This is a genomic window from Photorhabdus cinerea (genome assembly GCF_011189575.1).
Taxonomy (GTDB): Bacteria; Pseudomonadota; Gammaproteobacteria; order Enterobacterales; family Enterobacteriaceae; genus Photorhabdus; species Photorhabdus cinerea.
Window position 1 is genome coordinate 16516 of sequence record NZ_PUJW01000024.1, and the last position, 20561, is coordinate 37076.

At 44.6% G+C, this 20561-nt stretch carries 16 protein-coding genes; 2 read left to right on the top strand and 14 right to left on the bottom strand.

What is annotated here, in order from left to right:
- The first annotated feature begins 865 nt into the window (after positions 1-865).
- Entirely contained in the window at positions 866-2092 is a 1227-nt protein-coding gene (locus tag C5469_RS18440) for an alpha-xenorhabdolysin family binary toxin subunit A (RefSeq protein WP_166309720.1), read from the top strand.
- 44 nt (positions 2093-2136) lie between these two features.
- Positions 2137-3198, top strand: coding sequence for an alpha-xenorhabdolysin family binary toxin subunit B (locus tag C5469_RS18445; protein ID WP_166309722.1), 1062 nt, complete (start codon positions 2137-2139; stop codon positions 3196-3198).
- A 173-nt stretch (positions 3199-3371) separates the two neighbouring features.
- Here the strand turns inward: C5469_RS18445 and nuoN are convergent, their stop codons facing one another.
- The 14 genes from nuoN to hexA form a co-directional block, all read right to left on the bottom strand.
- Positions 3372-4829, bottom strand: a complete 1458-nt coding sequence (nuoN, locus tag C5469_RS18450; protein ID WP_166309724.1) for an NADH-quinone oxidoreductase subunit NuoN — start codon at positions 4827-4829, stop codon at positions 3372-3374.
- A gap of 6 nt (positions 4830-4835) precedes the next feature.
- A complete protein-coding gene (nuoM, locus tag C5469_RS18455) occupies positions 4836-6356 on the bottom strand; it encodes an NADH-quinone oxidoreductase subunit M (RefSeq protein ID WP_166309726.1) in 1521 nt (506 codons plus the stop codon).
- Positions 6357-6376: 20 nt separating this feature from the next.
- Positions 6377-8224 (bottom strand): NADH-quinone oxidoreductase subunit L, encoded by a 1848-nt coding sequence (gene nuoL, locus C5469_RS18460; RefSeq protein WP_166309728.1) that lies wholly within the window; start codon positions 8222-8224, stop codon positions 6377-6379.
- Positions 8221-8523, bottom strand: a complete 303-nt coding sequence (gene nuoK / locus C5469_RS18465; protein WP_015833671.1) for an NADH-quinone oxidoreductase subunit NuoK — start codon at positions 8521-8523, stop codon at positions 8221-8223. Before nuoK ends, nuoL begins: the two co-directional genes overlap by 4 nt.
- Positions 8520-9065: an NADH-quinone oxidoreductase subunit J gene (gene nuoJ, locus C5469_RS18470; RefSeq protein WP_166309730.1), complete on the bottom strand. Its 546-nt coding sequence runs from the start codon at positions 9063-9065 to the stop codon at positions 8520-8522. Before nuoJ ends, nuoK begins: the two co-directional genes overlap by 4 nt.
- Positions 9066-9077: 12 nt before the next feature.
- Positions 9078-9620, bottom strand: coding sequence for an NADH-quinone oxidoreductase subunit NuoI (gene nuoI, locus C5469_RS18475; protein ID WP_015833669.1), 543 nt, complete (start codon positions 9618-9620; stop codon positions 9078-9080).
- A gap of 14 nt (positions 9621-9634) precedes the next feature.
- Entirely contained in the window at positions 9635-10612 is a 978-nt protein-coding gene (gene nuoH, locus C5469_RS18480; protein ID WP_166309766.1) for an NADH-quinone oxidoreductase subunit NuoH, read from the bottom strand.
- Positions 10612-13335: an NADH-quinone oxidoreductase subunit NuoG gene (nuoG, locus tag C5469_RS18485; RefSeq protein WP_207629195.1), complete on the bottom strand. Its 2724-nt coding sequence runs from the start codon at positions 13333-13335 to the stop codon at positions 10612-10614. The genes nuoH and nuoG overlap by 1 nt, the downstream gene beginning before the upstream one ends.
- A gap of 75 nt (positions 13336-13410) precedes the next feature.
- A complete protein-coding gene (gene nuoF / locus C5469_RS18490) occupies positions 13411-14775 on the bottom strand; it encodes an NADH-quinone oxidoreductase subunit NuoF (RefSeq protein WP_166309734.1) in 1365 nt (454 codons plus the stop codon).
- Entirely contained in the window at positions 14772-15320 is a 549-nt protein-coding gene (gene nuoE / locus C5469_RS18495) for an NADH-quinone oxidoreductase subunit NuoE (RefSeq protein ID WP_166309736.1), read from the bottom strand. Before nuoE ends, nuoF begins: the two co-directional genes overlap by 4 nt.
- Before the next feature lie 2 nt (positions 15321-15322).
- Positions 15323-17122, bottom strand: coding sequence for an NADH-quinone oxidoreductase subunit C/D (gene nuoC, locus C5469_RS18500; protein ID WP_207629196.1), 1800 nt, complete (start codon positions 17120-17122; stop codon positions 15323-15325).
- 132 nt (positions 17123-17254) lie between these two features.
- Positions 17255-17929, bottom strand: a complete 675-nt coding sequence (locus C5469_RS18505; protein WP_015833663.1) for a NuoB/complex I 20 kDa subunit family protein — start codon at positions 17927-17929, stop codon at positions 17255-17257.
- Between the two features lie 17 nt (positions 17930-17946).
- Complete coding sequence (locus C5469_RS18510; protein WP_072161882.1) at positions 17947-18396, bottom strand: NADH-quinone oxidoreductase subunit A; 450 nt, start codon at positions 18394-18396, stop codon at positions 17947-17949.
- A 708-nt stretch (positions 18397-19104) separates the two neighbouring features.
- The gene (gene hexA, locus C5469_RS18515; RefSeq protein ID WP_166309738.1) at positions 19105-20034 is read right to left on the bottom strand and encodes a transcriptional regulator HexA; all 930 of its coding nucleotides are present in this window, start codon (positions 20032-20034) and stop codon (positions 19105-19107) included.
- Between the last annotated feature and the right edge of the window lie 527 nt (positions 20035-20561).

Genomic DNA, 20561 nt, shown 5'->3' on the forward strand with positions numbered 1-20561 from the left:
CAATGTATTTTGATTCACAATTCCTGCCCCAAAAGACATGATATACCCATTGGGTATATGCAATTTACAAAAAAACGGTTCTTTCATTTACTACGAAAAGTTTACTAAATAAATACCGTTATTATCAACCAAGAAATAAATATTTATCTTTTGAAAAAACATTTTCTATAAAAAACATATTTTATTTGCACAATAGCTAAATATAATTATAAAAACATCCACCTTATTTGTTAATTCTAACCATTATATGAATAATTAAGACTTCAATTAAAATATAAATCAAAACATTAATTCAATGACATAAGGTAAATAGAATACAATTCTATCTATTTTTCAAACAAGCTATAAATGACAAATCAAAAAACATCTGACTTATTCTTTACAAGAATACCACATTAACTACCTTTTAAATTAAAAAGGTAAGAATCATATAATCATCACATCATCAAAACAAATACAACCAATTGTTTTAAATGTGATTTTTAAAAAACACTTTTAAATAACTTATATTCCAACATCCTAATGCCAATAAAAAAACAAATATTTAAGACATATAAACAAGAAAACCAAAGTGGTATTTTTACATTTAATTACTAAAACAATAATAATTCACGATATTTAATTTCATATATCAGACATACAAAAACCATAAATAATTTTGTTTAAAATTAATAGTAATGTAAAAAAATATTTAATAAAACTCATGAATTAAACTATTTTTCAAACAATCAATCACGGTAATATTTGTATTTTTAATTAAGATTATTCAATAAAAAATACAACATCAATTTAGCAATATGAGTATTATGGCGTCCGGTTGTGCCTTGATGTATTTAATAATTTTTCAATAAAGCAAGAACCATTAATGGAGAAATATATGTTATTAGCTCAACTTCCAGCGGAAAAAACACTAAACGAAACAGATATTCCCTTGGCTACCTTGCAATTACTGACTGGTAAACAAGAAGGTGTTGCACGCCCCGGAGGAATATTTACCAAAGAAGACCTGATTAATATCAAACTGTATGTTAAGAAAGGGCTATCACTACCTTTTAATATTGAGGAAGTAAAAAGCTATCTTGGCTACCAAAAAGTCAATATCGCTGGACTGGAACCAGAGGATATTCATACTTTGTTTGAAGAAATTCGTATCCATTCACTTAGCTGGAGTGAAGTAGAAAGAGATGTTTTACAACAAAGCATAGATCTAGAAATCATTGGTAAACAAATTACCGAAACCGGAGAGAATATACTCAGTATCATCAATGAGATGCCAATTATTGAACGCATCAAGAGAAAATTGGGAGATATCTCAAATAAACAACTTTCAGAGATAACTTACACCCATGAAGATAGAGAAGTATCGTATGCTCTGGCAGAGATCCTCGACACCATGAAAAGCGATATTGAGAAACAACGACAGAAAACCGAAAAGGTCAAAAACGAAGTATCCGATTTCAAATTAAAACTTATCGGCGGCAGACTGACAAACGGTAGGATTGCTATGGGCTTACAACCACAGGTTGAAAGTAAAAGAAAGCTGATGAAAGACAATAAAATGTCAGTCAACATTGAAGATCTAGACGAAAAAATCATCGAGAAAAAAGCAGAAATCGACCAACTTAGGCAAGATTACAACAAATTTGTGGGTCTGGCTTTTTCCGGTATCGCCGGAGGGCTTATAGGTCTCGCGATTACCGGTGGCATCTTTGGCTCCAAGGCAGAAGAAGTACGAAAACGAAAAAACATGCTGCTCGAAGAAGTACGTAGCCTGGAAGAAAACATTAAAGGTAAACGCTCATTGCAAAAGTCTATTACTAATTTATCCCTTGATTTCAGCGATATTGATACCCGCTTGTTGGATGCAGAAGTAGCTCTGAACCATTTGGATTACATGTGGCAATCCATGCTGACCCAGCTCAATGCTTCTAAAGATAAATTCGGCCAAATTAACGATGCACTGAACCTGACCTCTTTTATAACTAAATTCCAGCAAGTAATAAGCCCCTGGAAAGAGGTAGAAGGTTCCGCTAAACAATTAGTCAAGGTTTTCGATCAAGCATTGAAAGAATACAAACATCGCTATAACTAATCGTTCCTCGTATTACTCAGGATTACAGAAAAAGGAGTACTAAAATGACTGAAGTCATCACTTTCCCTCAGAAAACTATTATTTATCCAGAAGTTAGCGTAAAAACTTTGAGCCAAGCGGTGAAAAACATCTGGCGTTTAGCACACCAGCAAAAATCGGGCATTGAAATCATCCAGGAAAAAATTCTGCGGGTAGGCGTATACAGCCGTGATATCGATGAAGCCGCTCGCGATTCTATACCTCACCTACAAACCATCTTTAGACAACTTCCTCCTCAAGACTATTTCCAAACCATCATCGAAATTGATACAGCTCTGGAAAACCCTGAACTGGATGAGGAGACGCGAAATACCCTGTTGGAGGCCCGTTCAGAGCAGCTCCACAGTCTGAACAAAGATGTCAAGAACGTCATTTCCAACTTACACAAAGAAGCTAACATAATGGCTAGCAAAATTGCCGATGTTAGTAATGTCATTATTGTAGAGCGCCTGGAGGAGAGCCTGAAAGAAGAGCAGGAAAGAAAAGCGGAGCTACAAGCCGATATCGCCCTGAAAGAGCAGAATAAGGCCAAACTGCTCCCAGATCGCAACAAAATCATCGAAAGCCAAGATATTATTCGCCAATATAATCTGGCCGATATGTTTAAGGACTATATTCCCAATGCCAGTGAGCTGGACAAACTGAACCTAGATAGCCCTAAAAAAGAGCTTATCAAACAGGCGATCAAGCAAGGCATCGAAATCGCTAAAAAAATCCTGGGTCATATTTCCACCGGACTGAAGTACATTGAGCTGGCTGATGCCAGAATCAGATTGGACACACAAATCTCTCAGTTAGGCAAAGATTGCGACGATTTAAAAACCCAATTAAAAGGTGTAGAGCAACGGATTGCCGGTATAGAAAATGCGCATCAAATCGATAAAGAACGCACTACCCTACTACTCCAGGCAACTAAACTAGAACAAATATGGATTATCTTTGCCAATCAATTACAGGAGACAATCAAAGATCAAGCTAGTCAGAAAAACCTGACTAAGCTTATACATGCTCAGCTCAGCTACCTTGACAATCTGGAGTTGCAATACAGCGGGTTTCTGCTGAAATAAATACAGTTCGCCCCTGATTTTCATCAAGAAATACAAGTAGTCAGTACGATAGTGAATAAAACTCGTTATAAAGTGCAGTTCAGGAAGTAGAAAGCGTTATTAAAATTTACAACAACCCGGTAAGAATAACCTTACCGGGTTCTCATGTTTCGAATGTAACAACAGGCTAACGATTAGAGAATAATTTTCGCTTGCTGTATCACATCAATCAACGGTTGAGGCCAGATACCTAGCGCTAATACCAGTAATGCAGAAATCAGAACAACCATCCCACCGGCAGTCAATGCCCAGTTCCTTGGAGCATCACGGTTAAGGGCTTTCGGCGCAGGCAAATACAAACTAACCATCACCCGCAGGTAGTAATAAAGACCGATAGCACTACCCACCACCACAGCACCAGTCAACCACCATAGTTCCGCTTTCACACCCAATACAATCACGTAGAACTTACCAATAAAGCCAAACGTCATTGGGATACCCGCCAGTGACAACATCATCACCGTCATGACCGCTGACAGAATAGGTTTATGCCAGAACAGACCACGGTATGAGTAGAGGGAATCTGCATCTGGCCCTTTATATGGGCTGGACATTAGACTAACGACGCCAAATGCCCCGATACTGCTAAACAGATAACCGGCCAGATAGATACCCACCGTTTCTTCTGACAGTTGGTGGTTCTGTACTGCCACCATCGCCACCAGCAGATAACCTAAATGAGCAATGGAAGAATAACCGAGCAGGCGTTTAATATTCGTCTGGGTCAGCGCCATCAAGTTACCGAATAGCATAGAAGCAATCGCAATGACAGCTAATACCGTACGCAATGCTTCACTGTCTGCCATTGGTGCTTCAACAAACAGACGTATCACTACGGCAAAAATCGCTATCTTACTGGCGGTTGCCAGAAAGGTAGAAACCGGTGCAGGTGCTCCTTGATAGACGTCTGGTGTCCAGAGCTGGAATGGTACCAGAGACAACTTGAAGCCAAGGCCAACAACCATCATACCTAAACCCGCTAATATCAATGGTTGATAGATGTAGCTGTCAGACAAGCGATGCCCCAGTGCAGAAAAAGAGAGATCGCCCGATTCCGCATACAGTAATGCCATACCAAACAGCATAAAAGAAGAGGCTGCCGCGGACAGCAACATATACTTAATAGCCGCTTCCAGAGAGCGTTTCTGACGATATGCATAGCCAATCAAACCAAACAGCGGCAAAGTTAATAACTCAATACCGATAAACAATGATGCCAAGTGGTTTGCACAGGCCAGTAGAATACCGCCCACTGTTGCAATCAGCACCAGCAGGTAGAACTCTTCTTTATTATCCGGATAATTTTCCAGCCAGGAATAGGCGAAAGTAGACGTTGCCAGGCTCGCAACCAGCACCATACCGATATAGAGCATAGCATAGCTGTCCACATGAACCAGCGGGGTGACATCCATAGCTTCCTGCTGACCAACAAAATAGAGGGATAGCAGAGCCAGGTTCAAACCTATCACAGTCAGAGTGGTATTAATAAAGTGATCGCGTCGCCACGCAATGGACAGCATCACAACGACTACCGTCAATCCGACGATCAACAGCGGTAACAGCGCGATCAGTTGTTGAGGAGTTATTGTCATGGCGAATTACGGCCTTGTAGTTAAAATTGAAGCTGAATACCAGGTCTGGACGTTATCCATCGCTGCCGCTGAAGTATCAAGGATAGGTTGTGGGTAGAAACCCATAATCACCAGTAATACCAACAGCACCATTACAATGGATATTTCTCGCATATCCATCCGTCTTAGTGGTTCATCTGATTTTGGCGTGCCGTAATAAGCACGCTGCATCATATACAGCGCATAGACAGAAGCGAAAACCAGACCAAACACAGAAATCGTTATAATTAACGGAAATTCACTAAAACTACCAAACAGGATCATAAATTCACCGACGAAGTTACCGGTTCCCGGCATTCCCAGTGTCGCAACCGCAAAGGACAGCGATAACGCAGGCAAGAACTGCACACGTTTCCACAAGCCACCCATAAGATTCATATCACGGGTATGTAAGCGCTCATAAAGCTGACCACACAGAATAAACAGACCCGCAGCTGACAAACCATGAGCAATCATCTGAACAATTGCCCCTTGGTAAGCAAGCTGACTACCAGAGTAAATCGCTATTAACACAAATCCCATATGGGAAATACTGGTATAAGCAATCAAGCGCTTAATATCTGTCTGGCTAAATGCCATCCATGCACCATAGAAGATCCCAAGTACACCTAACCACATAGCAATGGGAGTAAACTCATGGGAAGCTTCCGGGAATAGTGGCAGACCGAAACGCAACAAACCATAACCCGCAGTTTTTAGCAAGATACCTGCCAGGTCAACAGAACCCGCTGTTGGTGCCTGACTGTGAGCATCAGGTAACCAGCCATGTAAAGGCACAACTGGCATTTTTACTGCGAAAGCAATAAAGAAACCCAGCATCAGCAAATATTGAACGGTATGTGACATCGGCGTATTCAGCAGTTTTTCATAGCTGAATGTCCATTCGCCCGTCGCGTTATAGTGGACCAGTACCAGTGCCATAATCGCAATTAGCATCACCAGACCACTCGCCTGGGTATAAATGAAAAACTTAGTCGCCGCAGTGATACGGGTCTTACCGCCTGAGCCTCTGTGACCCCACAATGCAATCAGGAAGTACATCGGTACCAACATCATTTCCCAGAAAAAGAAAAACAGGAACATGTCGATAGCGAGGAACACCCCCATCACACCACCGAGTATCCACAGCAAGTTCAAGTGGAAGAAGCCTTGATAAGGCTGATTCTCTGTCCAGGAACAGAGAATGGCCATCAGGCCCAGCAGTGCGGTCAATACCACCATCAGCAGAGATAAACCATCCAGAGCAAGGTGAATACTGATGCCAAAACGTGGAATCCACGGCATAAGAAATTCTGATTGCCATTGAGGTATTCCCTGCGGATTAGCCAAGGTATAGCCCCCCTGCAACCACAATTGCAGAGCGAGCACCAGAGTCAACCCCATCGAGATTAACGCTATCCAACGCGGTACACGGGTACCAAAGCGTTCAGCCTGCCAACTCAGCAGACCACCGATGAAGGGCATAAGAATTAGCCAAGGTAATAGCATGGCGCAATGAGTCCCTTAAATTAAACCAGTAGCAGCAGAGCTAAAACCAGCACTGCACCCAACCCCATAGAGGCAACGTACCAACGGACCTGTCCGTTTTCACTCAGGCTAAGACCTTTGTTACTCCAGCGTGATAACACCGCGGGAATATTCATTAGTGAATTTAGCGGATCGTTTCGCAATAAATGTGTAATGTTCTTGAACGGCTTAACAAATACCCAGTCATACAAAACATCAAAGCCCCAGGCATTAAACCACCATACAGCCAGGAAACGACCCGGAGCACTTTGTGCCACACTATCCACTAATCGACGTTTACCCAGATACAGGGCTACCGCCAGCAAAATACCGGCAACAGCAACCACACCGGAAATCACTTCCAGCATCATTTTTCCTGTATCACTCGTTACATGGTCTTCCGGCAACACACCTGCCAATGGTGGTACAATCAGTGCACCCACAAAGGTGGAGAGTACCAGTAATACCAGTAATGGCAGATGATGGGTAATACCTTTAACAGGGTGAGCTTTGGTTTTCGCTTCACCGTGGAACACAATGAAAATCATCCGGAAGGTATACAGAGATGTCATAAATGCACCAGCCAAACCCGCCAACATCAGGTTGATATGACCATGTGACATTGCCCCCCACAGAATTTCATCTTTACTGTAGAAACCAGCCGTGACAATTGGCAGTGCTGACAACGCCGCGCCACCGACCAAAAAGCAGATATAAACCAACGGAATGGATTTACGCAGTCCACCCATTTTGAAAATATTCTGTTCATGGTGACACGCTAAGATGACAGAGCCTGATGCCAGGAACAACAGCGCCTTAAAGAATGCATGAGTCATCAGGTGGAAAATCGCTGCATCCCACGCCTGAACACCCAACGCCAAGAACATGTATCCAATCTGGCTCATCGTTGAGTAAGCCAACACACGTTTAATATCTGTCTGCACCAGCGCAGCAAAACCAGCTAACACCAGAGTGATAGCACCGATAGTACCAACCAGTTGTAAAATCTCCGGTGCCATCAGGAACAGCCCATGACTGCGAGCAATCAGATAAACCCCTGCTGTTACCATGGTTGCAGCGTGAATCAGCGCAGAAACCGGTGTCGGGCCTGCCATCGCATCGGCCAACCAAGTTTGTAACGGCAACTGAGCCGATTTACCTACTGCACCACCCAATAACATCAGCGTTGCCCAGGTAATCACAGAAGAACCCGCTTCCAGATGTTGCGGAGCCAAAACCGCTAACTCACGGAAGTTCAGTGTTCCCAGATTGTCATACAGAATAAACATGCCGATAGCCAGGAATACGTCACCCACACGAGTAACGACAAAGGCTTTCATTGCGGCGGCACCGTTTGCCGGGTTGGTATAGTAGAAGCCAATCAGCAAATAACTGCACAGCCCTACCCCTTCCCAACCGAGATACATCAGCATCAAGTTATCTGCCAGAACCAGTATTACCATGCTGGCAATAAACAGGTTGGTATAAGCAAAGAAACGGGAATACCCCTCTTCACCGCGCATATACCATGAGGCATACATATGGATCAAGAAACCAACGCCTGTTACCACACTCAACATGGTAAGAGACAAGCCATCAAGAACCAGAGTAAAAGGAATGCTGAAATTCCCGACTTCCATCCAGTTCCACAAGTTCTGGCTGTAAACCAGATCCCCCGCCACATTCTGGCTGTTGAAATCGATAGCAACCCACAAAGTCACCAACGCAGCCAAGCCAATAGAACTAACCCCGACGGTGGCTGATGTGTTTTCAGACCAGCGGCCACGGGAAAATGCCAACAGCAAAAATCCCAGCAGTGGCAGCAGAATTGTTAAATAGAGTAAGTTCATCCGCGCATCTCACTGACTATATCAATATTCAGATTCTGGCGACGACGATAGAGCTGTAATAACAGCGCCAGGCCGATACTCGCCTCTGCTGCCGCCAAACTAATAGCCAGAATGAACATCACCTGACCATCTGGCTGGCCCCAATAGCTGCCTACCACAACAAAAGCCAGCGCCGCAGCATTAATCATCACTTCAAGCCCAATTAACATAAATAACAGATTGCGGCGGATGATAAGTCCGGTCAGGCCCAGAACAAATAAAATTGCCGCCAAAATCAGGCCATGTTGAAGAGGTATCATGGTTGTTCCTCCGAATTTCGGTTGCTGAGCACTTCACCTTGTTTGTGTTCACGACCAATGTGATACGCCACCACCATACCAGCAAGTAACAGTAAAGAAGCCAGTTCAACAGCCAGTACATACGGACCAAACAAACTGATACCCACTTCTTTAGCGCTGACAACTTCACCCGTGATATTGTCAGAAATATTGCCATGAGAGACATTGATAATGGTGTACACAAGTATGACAAGCAGCACAGTTGACAATATACCTGGACCAATCCAGGTACGCGGCTTCAGCCAAACACGTTCTTGTTCAGCAACGGACTTGCCAAGGTTAAGCATCATCACCACGAAAACGAACAGCACCATAATGGCCCCGGCGTAGACGATGATTTCCAGCGCACCGGCAAAGTAAGCACCCAGCGAAAAAAACACCGCTGAAAGTGCCAGCAGAGAAACAATCAGATACAAAAGCGCATGTACCGGATTGGTGTGGGTAATTACCCTGATAGTTGCCAATATAGCAACCAGTCCAGCGGTATAAAACGTAAACTCCATGAATATCGCTCCTTACGGCAACAGACTTTTAACGTCGATGGGTTTCGCTTCGTTGTCGGCTTCACCTTTTGATTTGCCGTCAATTGCCATACCTGTCTTACGGTAAAAGTTATAATCAGGATATTTACCTGGACCTGAAATCGTCAGGTCATCTTTTTCATACACCAAATCCTGACGCTTGAACTCACCCATTTCGAAATCTGGTGTTAATTGGATCGCAGTAGTCGGGCAAGCCTCTTCACACAGACCGCAAAAAATGCAGCGTGAGAAGTTAATGCGGAAAAACTCCGGATACCAACGGCCATCTTTATGCTCAGCCTTTTGCAATGAGATACACCCCACTGGGCAAACTGCCGCACAAAGGTTACAAGCAACACAACGCTCTTCACCATCCGGATCGCGCGTTAGCACAATACGGCCACGGTAACGGGGTGGCAGATAAACCGGTTCCTCTGGATACATTTGGGTTTCGCGCTTATGAAAGGCATGCAAGCCGATCATCCAAATACTGCGTACCTGGGTGGCAAAACCAACCACTAACTCTTTCAATGTCATGGTTCATTCCCCCCTTATTGAGCGTTGTACAAAATCACTGCCGCAGTCGCCAGCAGGTTAAGTAAGGTCAGCGGCAAACAGATTTTCCAGCCAAATGCCATCACCTGGTCATACCGCGGGCGCGGTAAAGATGCACGTATCAGGATGAACATCACCATGAAGAATGCTGTTTTCAGCGCAAACCAGACAAACGGCGGCAGGAATGGACCATGCCAACCACCAAAAAACATTGTCACAATCAGGGCAGAAACCGTGACAATACCGATATATTCACCAACGAAGAACAGGCCAAACTTCATACCAGAGTATTCAATATGATAACCGTCAGCCAGCTCCTGCTCTGCTTCCGGCTGGTCAAATGGATGACGGTGACACACCGCTACACCAGCGATAGCAAAAGTCAGAAAACCAAAGAACTGAGGAATGATATTCCACATATGTTCCTGTGCATTAACGATATCCACCATATTGAAGGAGTCTGCCTGAGCAACAACGCCCATAAAAGAGAGGCCGATAAACACTTCATAACTCAGGGTTTGTGCAGAAGCACGCATCGCCCCCAGTAACGAGTATTTGTTGTTACTTGACCATCCGGCAAACAGCACCGCATAGACAGCCAGACCTGCCATCATCATGAAGAACAAAATGCCGATGTTCAGATCTGCGGCCATCCAAGTCGGGGTTACCGGTACAATGGCAAACGCTAGCAACAGAGAAACGAAACCAATCACTGGCGCTAAGGTAAAGATCAGTCTGTCAGCAAAACGGGGGACCCAGTCCTCTTTAAAGAACATTTTGATCATGTCAGCGACGATCTGTAATGATCCCCCCCAACCTACGCGGTTTGGTCCATAACGGTTCTGGAACAACCCCAGCAAGCGACGTTCACCAAAGCTCATTAAAGCCCCACAGGCAACCACCACTAACAGGATCACCACTGCCTTCAGAATAGCAATCAGCACATCAATAACTTCGGGGGTTAGCCAATTCATCATACAACCTCCCGCAAATTATTCACTGAAACACCTGCCATGACTGGAGGAATGCCCGGCATTCCCATTGGTAAACCAATCTGCCCCTGAGCAAGATTGTCACTCAGACGGACTGCCAGACGCAGCTGCTGACCAAAACAATCAAACTCCAGAATAGAACCGATTTTCACACCCAGTTGATCCGCATCTTTACTATTGAGCATCACATAAGGCTCCGGCATACGTTCCTGAATCACATCAGAACGCTGGGTTAATTCCTCACTGCCAAACAGGTGGTGGTAAGGAGCCACTATCCATTGGTTATCCTGTACAGTAAATTCCGCCGGAATCTGATCAAAATAGTTCAGACCACCGTCAGTTGCTTCAATCAAGCGTACACCGGGATCGCCAAAGCGCAGATGCCCCCCTACTTCCGACTGGAATTTATTCCAAGCCTGCGGTGAGTTCCAGCCCGGTGCCCATGCAAACGGCACCTGTTGACGAAATGCATCAGGGCTATTGTTACCTTCCATTGAGAAAGCAAACGGCGAGTCAATATCCTGTGGCTGACGTTGCTCATGTACACTAAGATTTGCCAGCATAGCGGTACGACCACTGTAACGGTGCGGTGAACGCGCCAACTTCTGACCACGAATACGGAATGTAGAATCTGGTGCCGCATCAACAATGCCTTTAAGTTGTGGCATCACTGCAACGCAGGCATCGATAACATGGTCAAGCTGAGCCCAGTCCAAATGACGTTCGGTATAGGTTGCATGCAGGGAGTGCAACCAACGCCAACTCTCCAGCATCACCACTGATTTGTCATAGAAAGAAGGTTCGAAAACCTGGAAGTAACGCTGTGCTCGGCCTTCCTGATTCACCAATGTTCCGTCACTTTCTGCAAAGCTGGAAGCCGGAAGAATCAAATGGGCTTTATCCATGATAGCAGTGCGCTGATGGTCAACTACAACCAAGTTTTTCAAATTGTTCAGAGCATTGTCTACCTGATCCGCTGCGGCATGCCGATAGAGATCATTTTCCATCACGATAGCCGTATCAGATTTACCACTGCTTATACGTCGCAAAGCAGCATCCAATGGCTGAGCTTCCATCATTGCCAATCCAATGCTGTTCGCATAAATGGCAACAAACGATAACCCCACATCTGAACCTTTGTCTTTCAGTGCCCAGGCAACATTGGCCGCCGCCTGAATGATAGCGTCATTACCAACGTTACTACCGCTGATAATCAGTGGTTTCTTCGCGCCAATCAATGCCTGCGCAATCATATCCACTTTAGCTTTCAGTTCATCCGACAGATTTTCAACCGCCGGCGCAGTGCTATCCAGTGCATGAGCGATTGCGAAACCAAAACGAGCTTGATCATCAACCGGTGCACGGTAATTCCACGCAGCGATATCATCCAGACGAGTGTCATCTACGTTAGTCACAAACAGGGGATATTTAGCACGCTGACCAATATTCATCACAGCCGCAATCTGCCAGTCAGCGACTTTCTGGGCAGCCGCCATTTCACGGGCTTTGCCTTTCACCGCCTGACGAACAGCCAGTGCCATACGAGCACCCGTCTGAGTTAAGTCTTCACCCAAAATCAGCACCGCATCATAGCTTTCAATTTCACGCAGTGATGGCGTATAAACACCACCTTGCTGAAGAATTTCTAGCATCATATCAAGGCGGTGCTGTTCAGCGGCAGAGATTCCGCTATAGAAGTTTTCCGCACCCACAAGCTCACGCAGTGCAAAATTACTTTCCAGGCTGGCACGAGGTGAGCCGATACCAATAGCATTTTTGGCCTGGCGCAAAATATCTGCCCCACCCTGCATTGCCTGTTCAGCATTAAGTGCGATCCAGTGATCACCACGCAATTGCTGTGGCTGACGAGGCCGATCTTTACAGTTCACATAACCATAACCGAAACGACCGCGGTCACACATAAAATAGTGGTTTACCGTACCGTTATAACGGTTCTCGATACGGCGTAATTCACCATAACGCTCCCCCGGGCTGGTGTTACAACCGATGCTGCACTGCTGGCAGATGCTTGGCGCAAACTGCATATCCCATTTACGGTTATAACGCTCGGAATGGGTTTTATCAGTGAATACCCCGGTTGGGCAAATTTCTACCAAGTTACCGGAGAATTCACTTTCCAGCGTGCCGCTTTCAGGGCGACCGAAATAGATGTTATCGTTAGCGCCATAGACACCAAAATCAGAGCCGTCAGCGTAGTCTTTGTAGTAGCGCACACAACGATAACAGGCAATACAGCGGTTCATTTCATGAGAAATAAACGGCCCTAATTCCTGGTTATTATGAGTTCGCTTAGTGAAACGGTATTTACGGAATGTATGGCCGGTCATCACGGTCATATCCTGCAAATGACAGTTGCCCCCTTCTTCACACACGGGACAATCATGCGGGTGGTTGGCCATCAGCCACTCAACCACACTCGCACGGAATTGTTTGGCCTCTTCATCATCAATAGCGATGAAAGTGCCATCCGTTGCCGGAGTCATACAGGACATAATCAGACGACCGCGCGTATCATCCGCGTTTTGGTATTGCTTTACCGCACATTGGCGGCAAGCGCCAACGCTTCCCAGCGCTGGATGCCAGCAAAAATAAGGAATATCTAGCCCTAAAGAGAGGCAAGCTTGTAACAGGTTATCAGCCCCGTCTACATCATATTTTTTGCCGTCTACATGTATCGTAGCCATAGTCAGCATGCTTCCAAGTGACCTGCTTTTCAGCAAGTGTTAATCAAAAATTCTGCTAATTTCGTGAAAAATCCATTACCAACGCTGCCTTAGCAGGTTTGGCTGGATACCCGCAATCAGGTGAGTGTTCCCATAGTCTTGGGTCACAATTCCAGCTTCGAATTCATCACGGAAATATTTGATGGCACTCTGTAAGGGTTCTACCGCCCCGGGTGCATGAGCACAGAATGTATTCCCCGGCCCAAGGAAGCGGCAGAGCTGTTCCAGCGTTTCGATATCCCCTGGCTGCCCTTCCCCACGTTCTATTGCACGCAGAATTTTCACACTCCACGGCAATCCGTCACGGCACGGTGTACACCAGCCGCAGGATTCACGGGAAAAGAACTCTTCAAGGTTACGGGTCAGAGAAACCATGTTGATTTCATGGTCAACCGCCATTGCCAGTGCAGTCCCCAGACGGCTACCCGCTTTAGCGATATTTTCAAAATCCATTGGCAGATCCAGATGTTCAGCGGTCAGGAAGTCTGTTCCTGCGCCACCCGGCTGCCACGCTTTGAATTTCAGGCCGTCACGCATACCACCGGCATAATCTTCAAGAATTTCACGGGCGGTCACACCGAATGGCAGTTCCCACAACCCCGGATTTTTCACCCGGCCGGAGAATCCCATCAGTTTAGTACCGGCATCTTTACTTTTGCCTTCACTCAAGCCGATATACCACTCTTTACCGTATTCTAAAATTGGGGGAACATTACACAAGGTTTCAACATTGTTGACACATGTTGGCTTACCCCATGCACCAGAAGTTGCTGGGAATGGAGGTTTTGAACGAGGGTTAGCCCGGCGGCCTTCCAGTGAATTAATCAGTGCAGTTTCTTCACCACAGATATAACGTCCTGCCCCAGTATGAACAAACAGTTCAAAATCAAAACCGCTGCCCATAATGTTTTTACCCAGCAAACCTGCTGCTTTGGCTTCTTCAATGGCTTTACGCAGATGCACAGCCGCTTCCACATATTCACCACGCAGGAAGATATAACCACGATAAGCCTTCAGGGCAAATGCACTGATCAGCATCCCCTCCACCAGCAAGTGAGGAAGTTGCTCCATTAGCAAGCGGTCTTTATAAGTACCCGGCTCCATTTCATCTGCGTTACACAACAGATAACGGATATTCATGCTTTCATCTTTTGGCATCAGGCTCCATTTAAGGCCAGTGGAGAAACCTGCACCGCCACGGCCTTTCAACCCGGCATCTTTTACCAGAGAAACCACTTCATTTGGAGCCATGCTTTTCAGTGCTTTTTCAGCACCGCGATAACCGTTCTTACTACGGTATTCATCCAACCATACCGGCTGTTTGTCATCACGTAAACGCCAAGTAAGAGGATGGGTCTCCGCAGTACGGATAATTTCTTTTATTCCTGAATATGCTGTCATGGATACTGCTCCAATAACTTCTCGATCTCTTCAGGTTTTACAGAACTGTGAGTATCGTCATCGATCATCATGGTCGGACCTTTGTCACAGTTACCCAAACAACACGTTGGCAACAGCGTAAAACGCCCGTCTTGTGTAGTTTGCCCTGGACAGATATTCAAATGTCTTTCAATTGCAGCTTGAACATCCTGATAACCGGTAATATGGCAAACCACACTGTCACAATAACGGATAATATGACGACCCACTGGCTGGCGATAAATCTGGCTGTAGAACGTTGCCACACCTTCAACATCACTGGCTGGAATACCAAGAACATCAGCAATCGCATAAATGGCACCATCCGGCACCCAACCACGATGCTTCTGCACAATTTTCAGTGCTTCTATCGAAGCAGCGCGCGGATCTTCATAGTGGTGTTTTTCCTGCTCAATAGCATCGTGCTCTTCGGTGCTCAGCACAAAATCTGCTTTTGCCTGAGACTCTGTCACGTTAACCACATCAAGGCGCGCCTGTTGCTCATTCGCGTTAATTTCTCTTTGCATAGTTAGCGATCCACATCAGACATAACAAAATCGATACTGCCCAGATACACGATCAGGTCAGAGACCAAACTACCGCGGATTACCGAAGGAATCTGCTGCAAATGCGGATAACTCGGTGTACGGATACGAGTACGATAACTCATGGTACTGCCGTCACTGGTCAGATAGTAACTGTTGATACCCTTGGTTGCTTCAATCATCTGGAAAGACTCATTTGCTGGCATTACCGGCCCCCATGACACTTGTAGGAAGTGGTTAATCATGGTTTCAATATGCTGCAAAGTACGTTCTTTTGGTGGTGGAGTCGTTAGTGGGTGATCTGCTTTGAATGGACCTTCAGGCATATTGTCCAGACACTGCCTCAGAATACGTAGGCTCTGACGCACTTCCTCTACTTTCAACATCACACGATCATAGCAATCACCGTTATTACCAATTGGCACTTCGAAATCAAAGTTTTCATAACCTGAGTATGGGCGCCATTTGCGCACATCAAATGCAACACCCGTTGCCCGTAAGCCTGCTCCAGTCGTACCCCAATCAAGAGCTTGTTTGGAATTATAGGCAGCAACGCCTATAGAACGGCCTTTCAGGATGCTGTTCTTCAGCGCCGCTTTCACGTAGGAATCAAGGCGTTTAGGCAGCCAGTCCAGCAAATCGCGCAATAATCTATCCCACCCCCGCGGCAAGTCATGAGCAACACCACCAATGCGGAACCATGCCGGATGCATACGGAAACCTGTAATAGCTTCCACCAGATCATAAACTTTCTGACGGTCAGTAAAGGCAAAGAACACTGGCGTCATCCCGCCAACATCCTGGATAAAAGTCGAGATATACAACAGGTGACTGTTAATACGGAATAGCTCCGATAACATGACACGAATGGTTTTCACCCGGTCCGGCACTTCAATACCAGCCAGTTTTTCCACCGCGAGTACATAAGGCATTTCATTGACGCAGCCACCAAGGTATTCAATGCGATCGGTATAAGGGATATAGCTGTGCCAAGACTGACGCTCACCCATTTTTTCCGCACCGCGATGATGGTAACCAACATCAGGTACACAATCGACAATCTCTTCACCATCCAACTGAAGAATAATACGGAATGCACCATGAGAAGAAGGATGGTTAGGCCCAAGGTTAAGGAACATGAAATCCTCATTCTCAGTACCACGTTTCATCCCCCATTCTTCTGGTTTGAAAGTCAATGCTTCCATTTCCAGATCTTCTTTCTGCCTGGTCAGCTCGAAAGGATTGAACTCTGTCGCACGAGCCGGATAATCCTTACGCAACGGATGCCCTTCCCAAGTTGGTGGCATCATAATGCGGCGTAAGTTCGGATGACCATTAAAGACAATCCCAAACATTTCCCATGTTTCGCGCTCATACCAATTGGCATTTGGGAATAGAGGCGTTGCAGTCGGGAGGTTCAGGTCTTTCTCACTGAGCGCAACCTTCAACATGATGTCGCGATTACGCTCAATAGAAAGCAGGTGATAAAACACAGAAAAGTCTGCATCTGGCAGACCCTGGCGGTAAGTACGCTGACGTTCATCCATGCCATGCAAATCAAATAGCATGACATAAGGTTTAGGCAGCTTCTTCAGGTAAGTCATTACTTCCAGTAATTGTTCACGCTTCACCCAGACAACCGGTATACCGGTACGAGTTGGCTGAACAGTAAAGGCATCCGGGCCAAAATGGTTACGCAGTTCGCTCACTACCGGATCATCAAGATGGTCATGAGTTTGCCACGCAGGCCGGGCGCTTTCTTGCGCTATCTGATCTATCATCATTTTTCACCACAACGCTTTGATCAGTGTTTGTTTTGATCAGGATTAGTATCGCAACACATTGCTCTGGTCACATTCATTAGGCTGTTTTGTCTGTCATGTACCAATAACGCCTACTGCCTAAAAAGCAGATTTTTAAACTTCATCCGGTGTACGCAGATTTTTCACTGCAATACGTTCCCCGTGCTTACGTTCTCTTTCTGACTGCATATTGGCACGGTAAACCCCTTGATCTCCCACTACCCACGACAATGGACGGCGCTCTTTGCCGATAGACTCCTGTAACAACAACAGAGCTTGCATATAAGCTTCAGGGCGGGGAGGACAACCAGGGATATAAACATCAACGGGGATGAACTTATCGACTCCTTGCACCACAGAGTAGATATCGTACATACCACCAGAGTTAGCACATGCTCCCATGGAGATAACCCACTTCGGTTCAAGCATCTGGTCATAAAGGCGCTGAATAACCGGAGCCATTTTGGTAAAGCAGGTTCCAGCTACCACCATAAAATCTGCCTGACGAGGCGATGCACGTAAAACTTCAGCCCCAAAACGGGCAACGTCATGAACAGCAGTGAATGATGTCGCCATTTCCACATAACAACAGGAAAGACCGAAGTTGTAGGGCCATAGGGAGTTTTTACGCCCCCAATTCACCAAATCATGCAGAGCATGCTCCAGTTTGCCCATGTAAACACTACGGTGGACATGTTGTTCTAGTGGATCAGCGACAATTTCCTGTTTTTGCAGGGGATAACGGTCATTCTCACCGTTCGGATCTATGCGGGTGAGCGTATAATCCATCTTTAAATGCCTCGCTATTACTGCGGATGACTGTTATTAGTGTTAATTACAACACTTGGTTTATTTACCTGGCGACTTGATCGGGATGGCGTCCAATTCAGCGCACCGATACGTACCAGATAGAACAAGCCTGCCAGTAACACCAAAATGAAAATACTTGCTTCGATAAAGCCTAACCAGCCACTCTCTTTAATGGAGACTGACCATGCATATAAGAACAGAGCTTCAACATCGAAGATGACGAAAAACATGGCGACCAGATAGAACTTTGCCGACATGCGGAGACGAGCACTGCCAACAGAATCAATACCTGATTCATAAGGGATGTGTTTTGCCCGGGCTTTAGCTTTCCCGCCCAAGAAAAACGCCCCTAACAGCATCAAAGCACACAGACCGAAAGCACCTAAAAGAAATACCGCGAATGCCCAGTGATGGGCAAAGAGTTCAGTGGATGTTGACATACTCATTGCTTACTCATCAAAAGTGGTGTCAAAAATGTCTGCTCTTTTGTCTGGCAGTGTTGCACCACATCGATTCAAGGGAAGGGGTAACAACCAAATCTGAAACACTACTAATCAATGATTGATGGAGTGGATCTTCTTGGTTTTTACTCCTCTCAACAATATTTTGTCTGTTATGACAAAATTAATCTAACATTTATTTACAAACAGCAAACTTGATCTTAACGGATTGTGCTACCAAGCTGCTAAAACGTGTCAGTCAGTTGACACATAAACAGCAGCGGAAACTAGTTTAACTGATAACTCGCTTTTACTACATCATTATCTCAGGAAAAACCTGCCTTTCCACTGTCTCATAGGGAATATTTCTTTGATCAAGTACACAATTTGGCAGAAAAAAATTTGAATGCTGATGATAATTCATTCAAATCTGAAGAAATTATATTTTCTTACACATCGATAAGAGGAATGCTCTAATTAACTATAGAAATTCTTATTTTATCAATTCAACAAATTATTACCTTGTTAACAAAGTAACAATTTGTTAACCAAATCATAAGGAAATTAGGAAAAAAGCTATCGTATATTCAGCAATTAGCATAACGGTAAAATAAGGTGTGTTTAGTTGATAATTACTTATAAATATATTTGAGATGCTAATACCTCCTGATCATCCATAATGGAGGCATTAGCTAAGGGTGAGTGTTTCAGATATTACTCATCGATATTATCGTCACCATTAGAAGGCTCTTCAGCAAGACTAGATATCGTGTATGGTGTCTTCTTATTCTCTATTGCACTAAAAACAGTCAGAACAGATTCATTTTGTTCATTACTATGTCTATATAGAGAGAACTGGGTTTCAGGCAAACGAGGAAGTCCTTCACTCTCACCTAAAATACGCAGATCAGCATTTTGCATTTCTAAAGGACGGGCAGTAATCCCCACTTCCGCATTGACTGCTGTGCGAACCGCAGACAAAGAAGCTGCTTCATAAGCAATCCGCCACGACACTCCCACTTCATCCAGCGTATCTAATGCTAACTGGCGAAATGGGTTAGTTTCATCCATCACAACCAGCGGAACAGGTTCGTTTGGCTGTAGCTGGAAATCTGGAGCGCAATGCCATAATACTGGGGTTGAGCGCAAAACAGTCCTTGGGTGGTGACTGATCTTCGCGGTGGTCAGTGCCAAATCGATCTCATGGTTATCCAACATACTTTCAATAAATTGAGTTCGTTTTATACGAACATCTATTGCCATACGCGGATAAACAGAAGCAATACGATTTAACAGAAAAGGGAGCAGTGTATCCACAGTGTCATCGGATGCCCCGATTCTCAACTCACCTTCTGCATCGCTATAGGTCAATGATGCGCTGGCATCATCATTAGCGCGCAGAATTTGTCTTGCATAACCAAGAAGTTGAAGACCATGTTCTGTAAGAAGCTTATTACGGCCATGGCGGGCAAACAGCTCTCTACCTACCAACTGCTCCAAACGTTGCATTTGCTGACTTACAGCCGATTGCGTTCTGCATACTGCTGCTGCTGCTGCTGCAAAAGTATTTAAATCAGCAACAGCAACAAAAGTTCTTAGCAGATCGAGATCGAGATTCATTATCGGACGATTTGCATTTATCATTGTTTATTCATCACTTTTTTTTGATTTTAATTACTAACTAACCTGGTGTTTTTACGTAAGCACTATCAAATTAAATAACATCGATTAGACAGTACTCTACTCTATTAAATAGGGCAAAGATTTACTGCTGTTTTTTTACCTATTGAACCCATTGTGGGTTTTATTTTCTCCTCTTCTTAGCAAAAGTTACTCGGATTCCTAAATAGAACTGAGGACAATCCCTATTTACAACACCCTATATGTGATTTCTAGTTTGATTATTTTGTTTTCTGACTCACGTCAAAGAATAACATAAGTTATATCAGAAAAACTAAATATAAAGTAAAAATCTTCAATATTGTTAATGTTTAATAATCCTATTCAGATAAATTTACAACTAGTTTCCAGAAATGCTCAAAAATATTGTTCGAACTTTCTAAAATATATAGTACTGAATTGCCAATTCAAGCCAAATCTTATACATAAGAATAAATTATACAAACATAATAATTTTTATTGGCAAATTGAGCTATGCACATTTTCTCCCC

Bases quoted from the DNA above. Each gene is read 5' to 3' on its own strand.
- C5469_RS18440 (WP_166309720.1), top strand. From the start codon at position 866: ATGGAGAAATATATGTTATTAGCTCAACTTCCAGCGGAAAAAACACTA.
- C5469_RS18445 (WP_166309722.1), top strand. From the start codon at position 2,137: ATGACTGAAGTCATCACTTTCCCTCAGAAAACTATTATTTATCCAGAA.
- nuoN (WP_166309724.1), bottom strand. From the start codon at position 4,829: ATGACAATAACTCCTCAACAACTGATCGCGCTGTTACCGCTGTTGATC.
- nuoM (WP_166309726.1), bottom strand. From the start codon at position 6,356: ATGCTATTACCTTGGCTAATTCTTATGCCCTTCATCGGTGGTCTGCTG.
- nuoL (WP_166309728.1), bottom strand. From the start codon at position 8,224: ATGAACTTACTCTATTTAACAATTCTGCTGCCACTGCTGGGATTTTTG.
- nuoK (WP_015833671.1), bottom strand. From the start codon at position 8,523: ATGATACCTCTTCAACATGGCCTGATTTTGGCGGCAATTTTATTTGTT.
- nuoJ (WP_166309730.1), bottom strand. From the start codon at position 9,065: ATGGAGTTTACGTTTTATACCGCTGGACTGGTTGCTATATTGGCAACT.
- nuoI (WP_015833669.1), bottom strand. From the start codon at position 9,620: ATGACATTGAAAGAGTTAGTGGTTGGTTTTGCCACCCAGGTACGCAGT.
- nuoH (WP_166309766.1), bottom strand. From the start codon at position 10,612: ATGAATTGGCTAACCCCCGAAGTTATTGATGTGCTGATTGCTATTCTG.
- nuoG (WP_207629195.1), bottom strand. From the start codon at position 13,335: ATGGCTACGATACATGTAGACGGCAAAAAATATGATGTAGACGGGGCT.
- nuoF (WP_166309734.1), bottom strand. From the start codon at position 14,775: ATGACAGCATATTCAGGAATAAAAGAAATTATCCGTACTGCGGAGACC.
- nuoE (WP_166309736.1), bottom strand. From the start codon at position 15,320: ATGCAAAGAGAAATTAACGCGAATGAGCAACAGGCGCGCCTTGATGTG.
- nuoC (WP_207629196.1), bottom strand. From the start codon at position 17,122: ATGATGATAGATCAGATAGCGCAAGAAAGCGCCCGGCCTGCGTGGCAA.
- C5469_RS18505 (WP_015833663.1), bottom strand. From the start codon at position 17,929: ATGGATTATACGCTCACCCGCATAGATCCGAACGGTGAGAATGACCGT.
- C5469_RS18510 (WP_072161882.1), bottom strand. From the start codon at position 18,396: ATGAGTATGTCAACATCCACTGAACTCTTTGCCCATCACTGGGCATTC.
- hexA (WP_166309738.1), bottom strand. From the start codon at position 20,034: ATGATAAATGCAAATCGTCCGATAATGAATCTCGATCTCGATCTGCTA.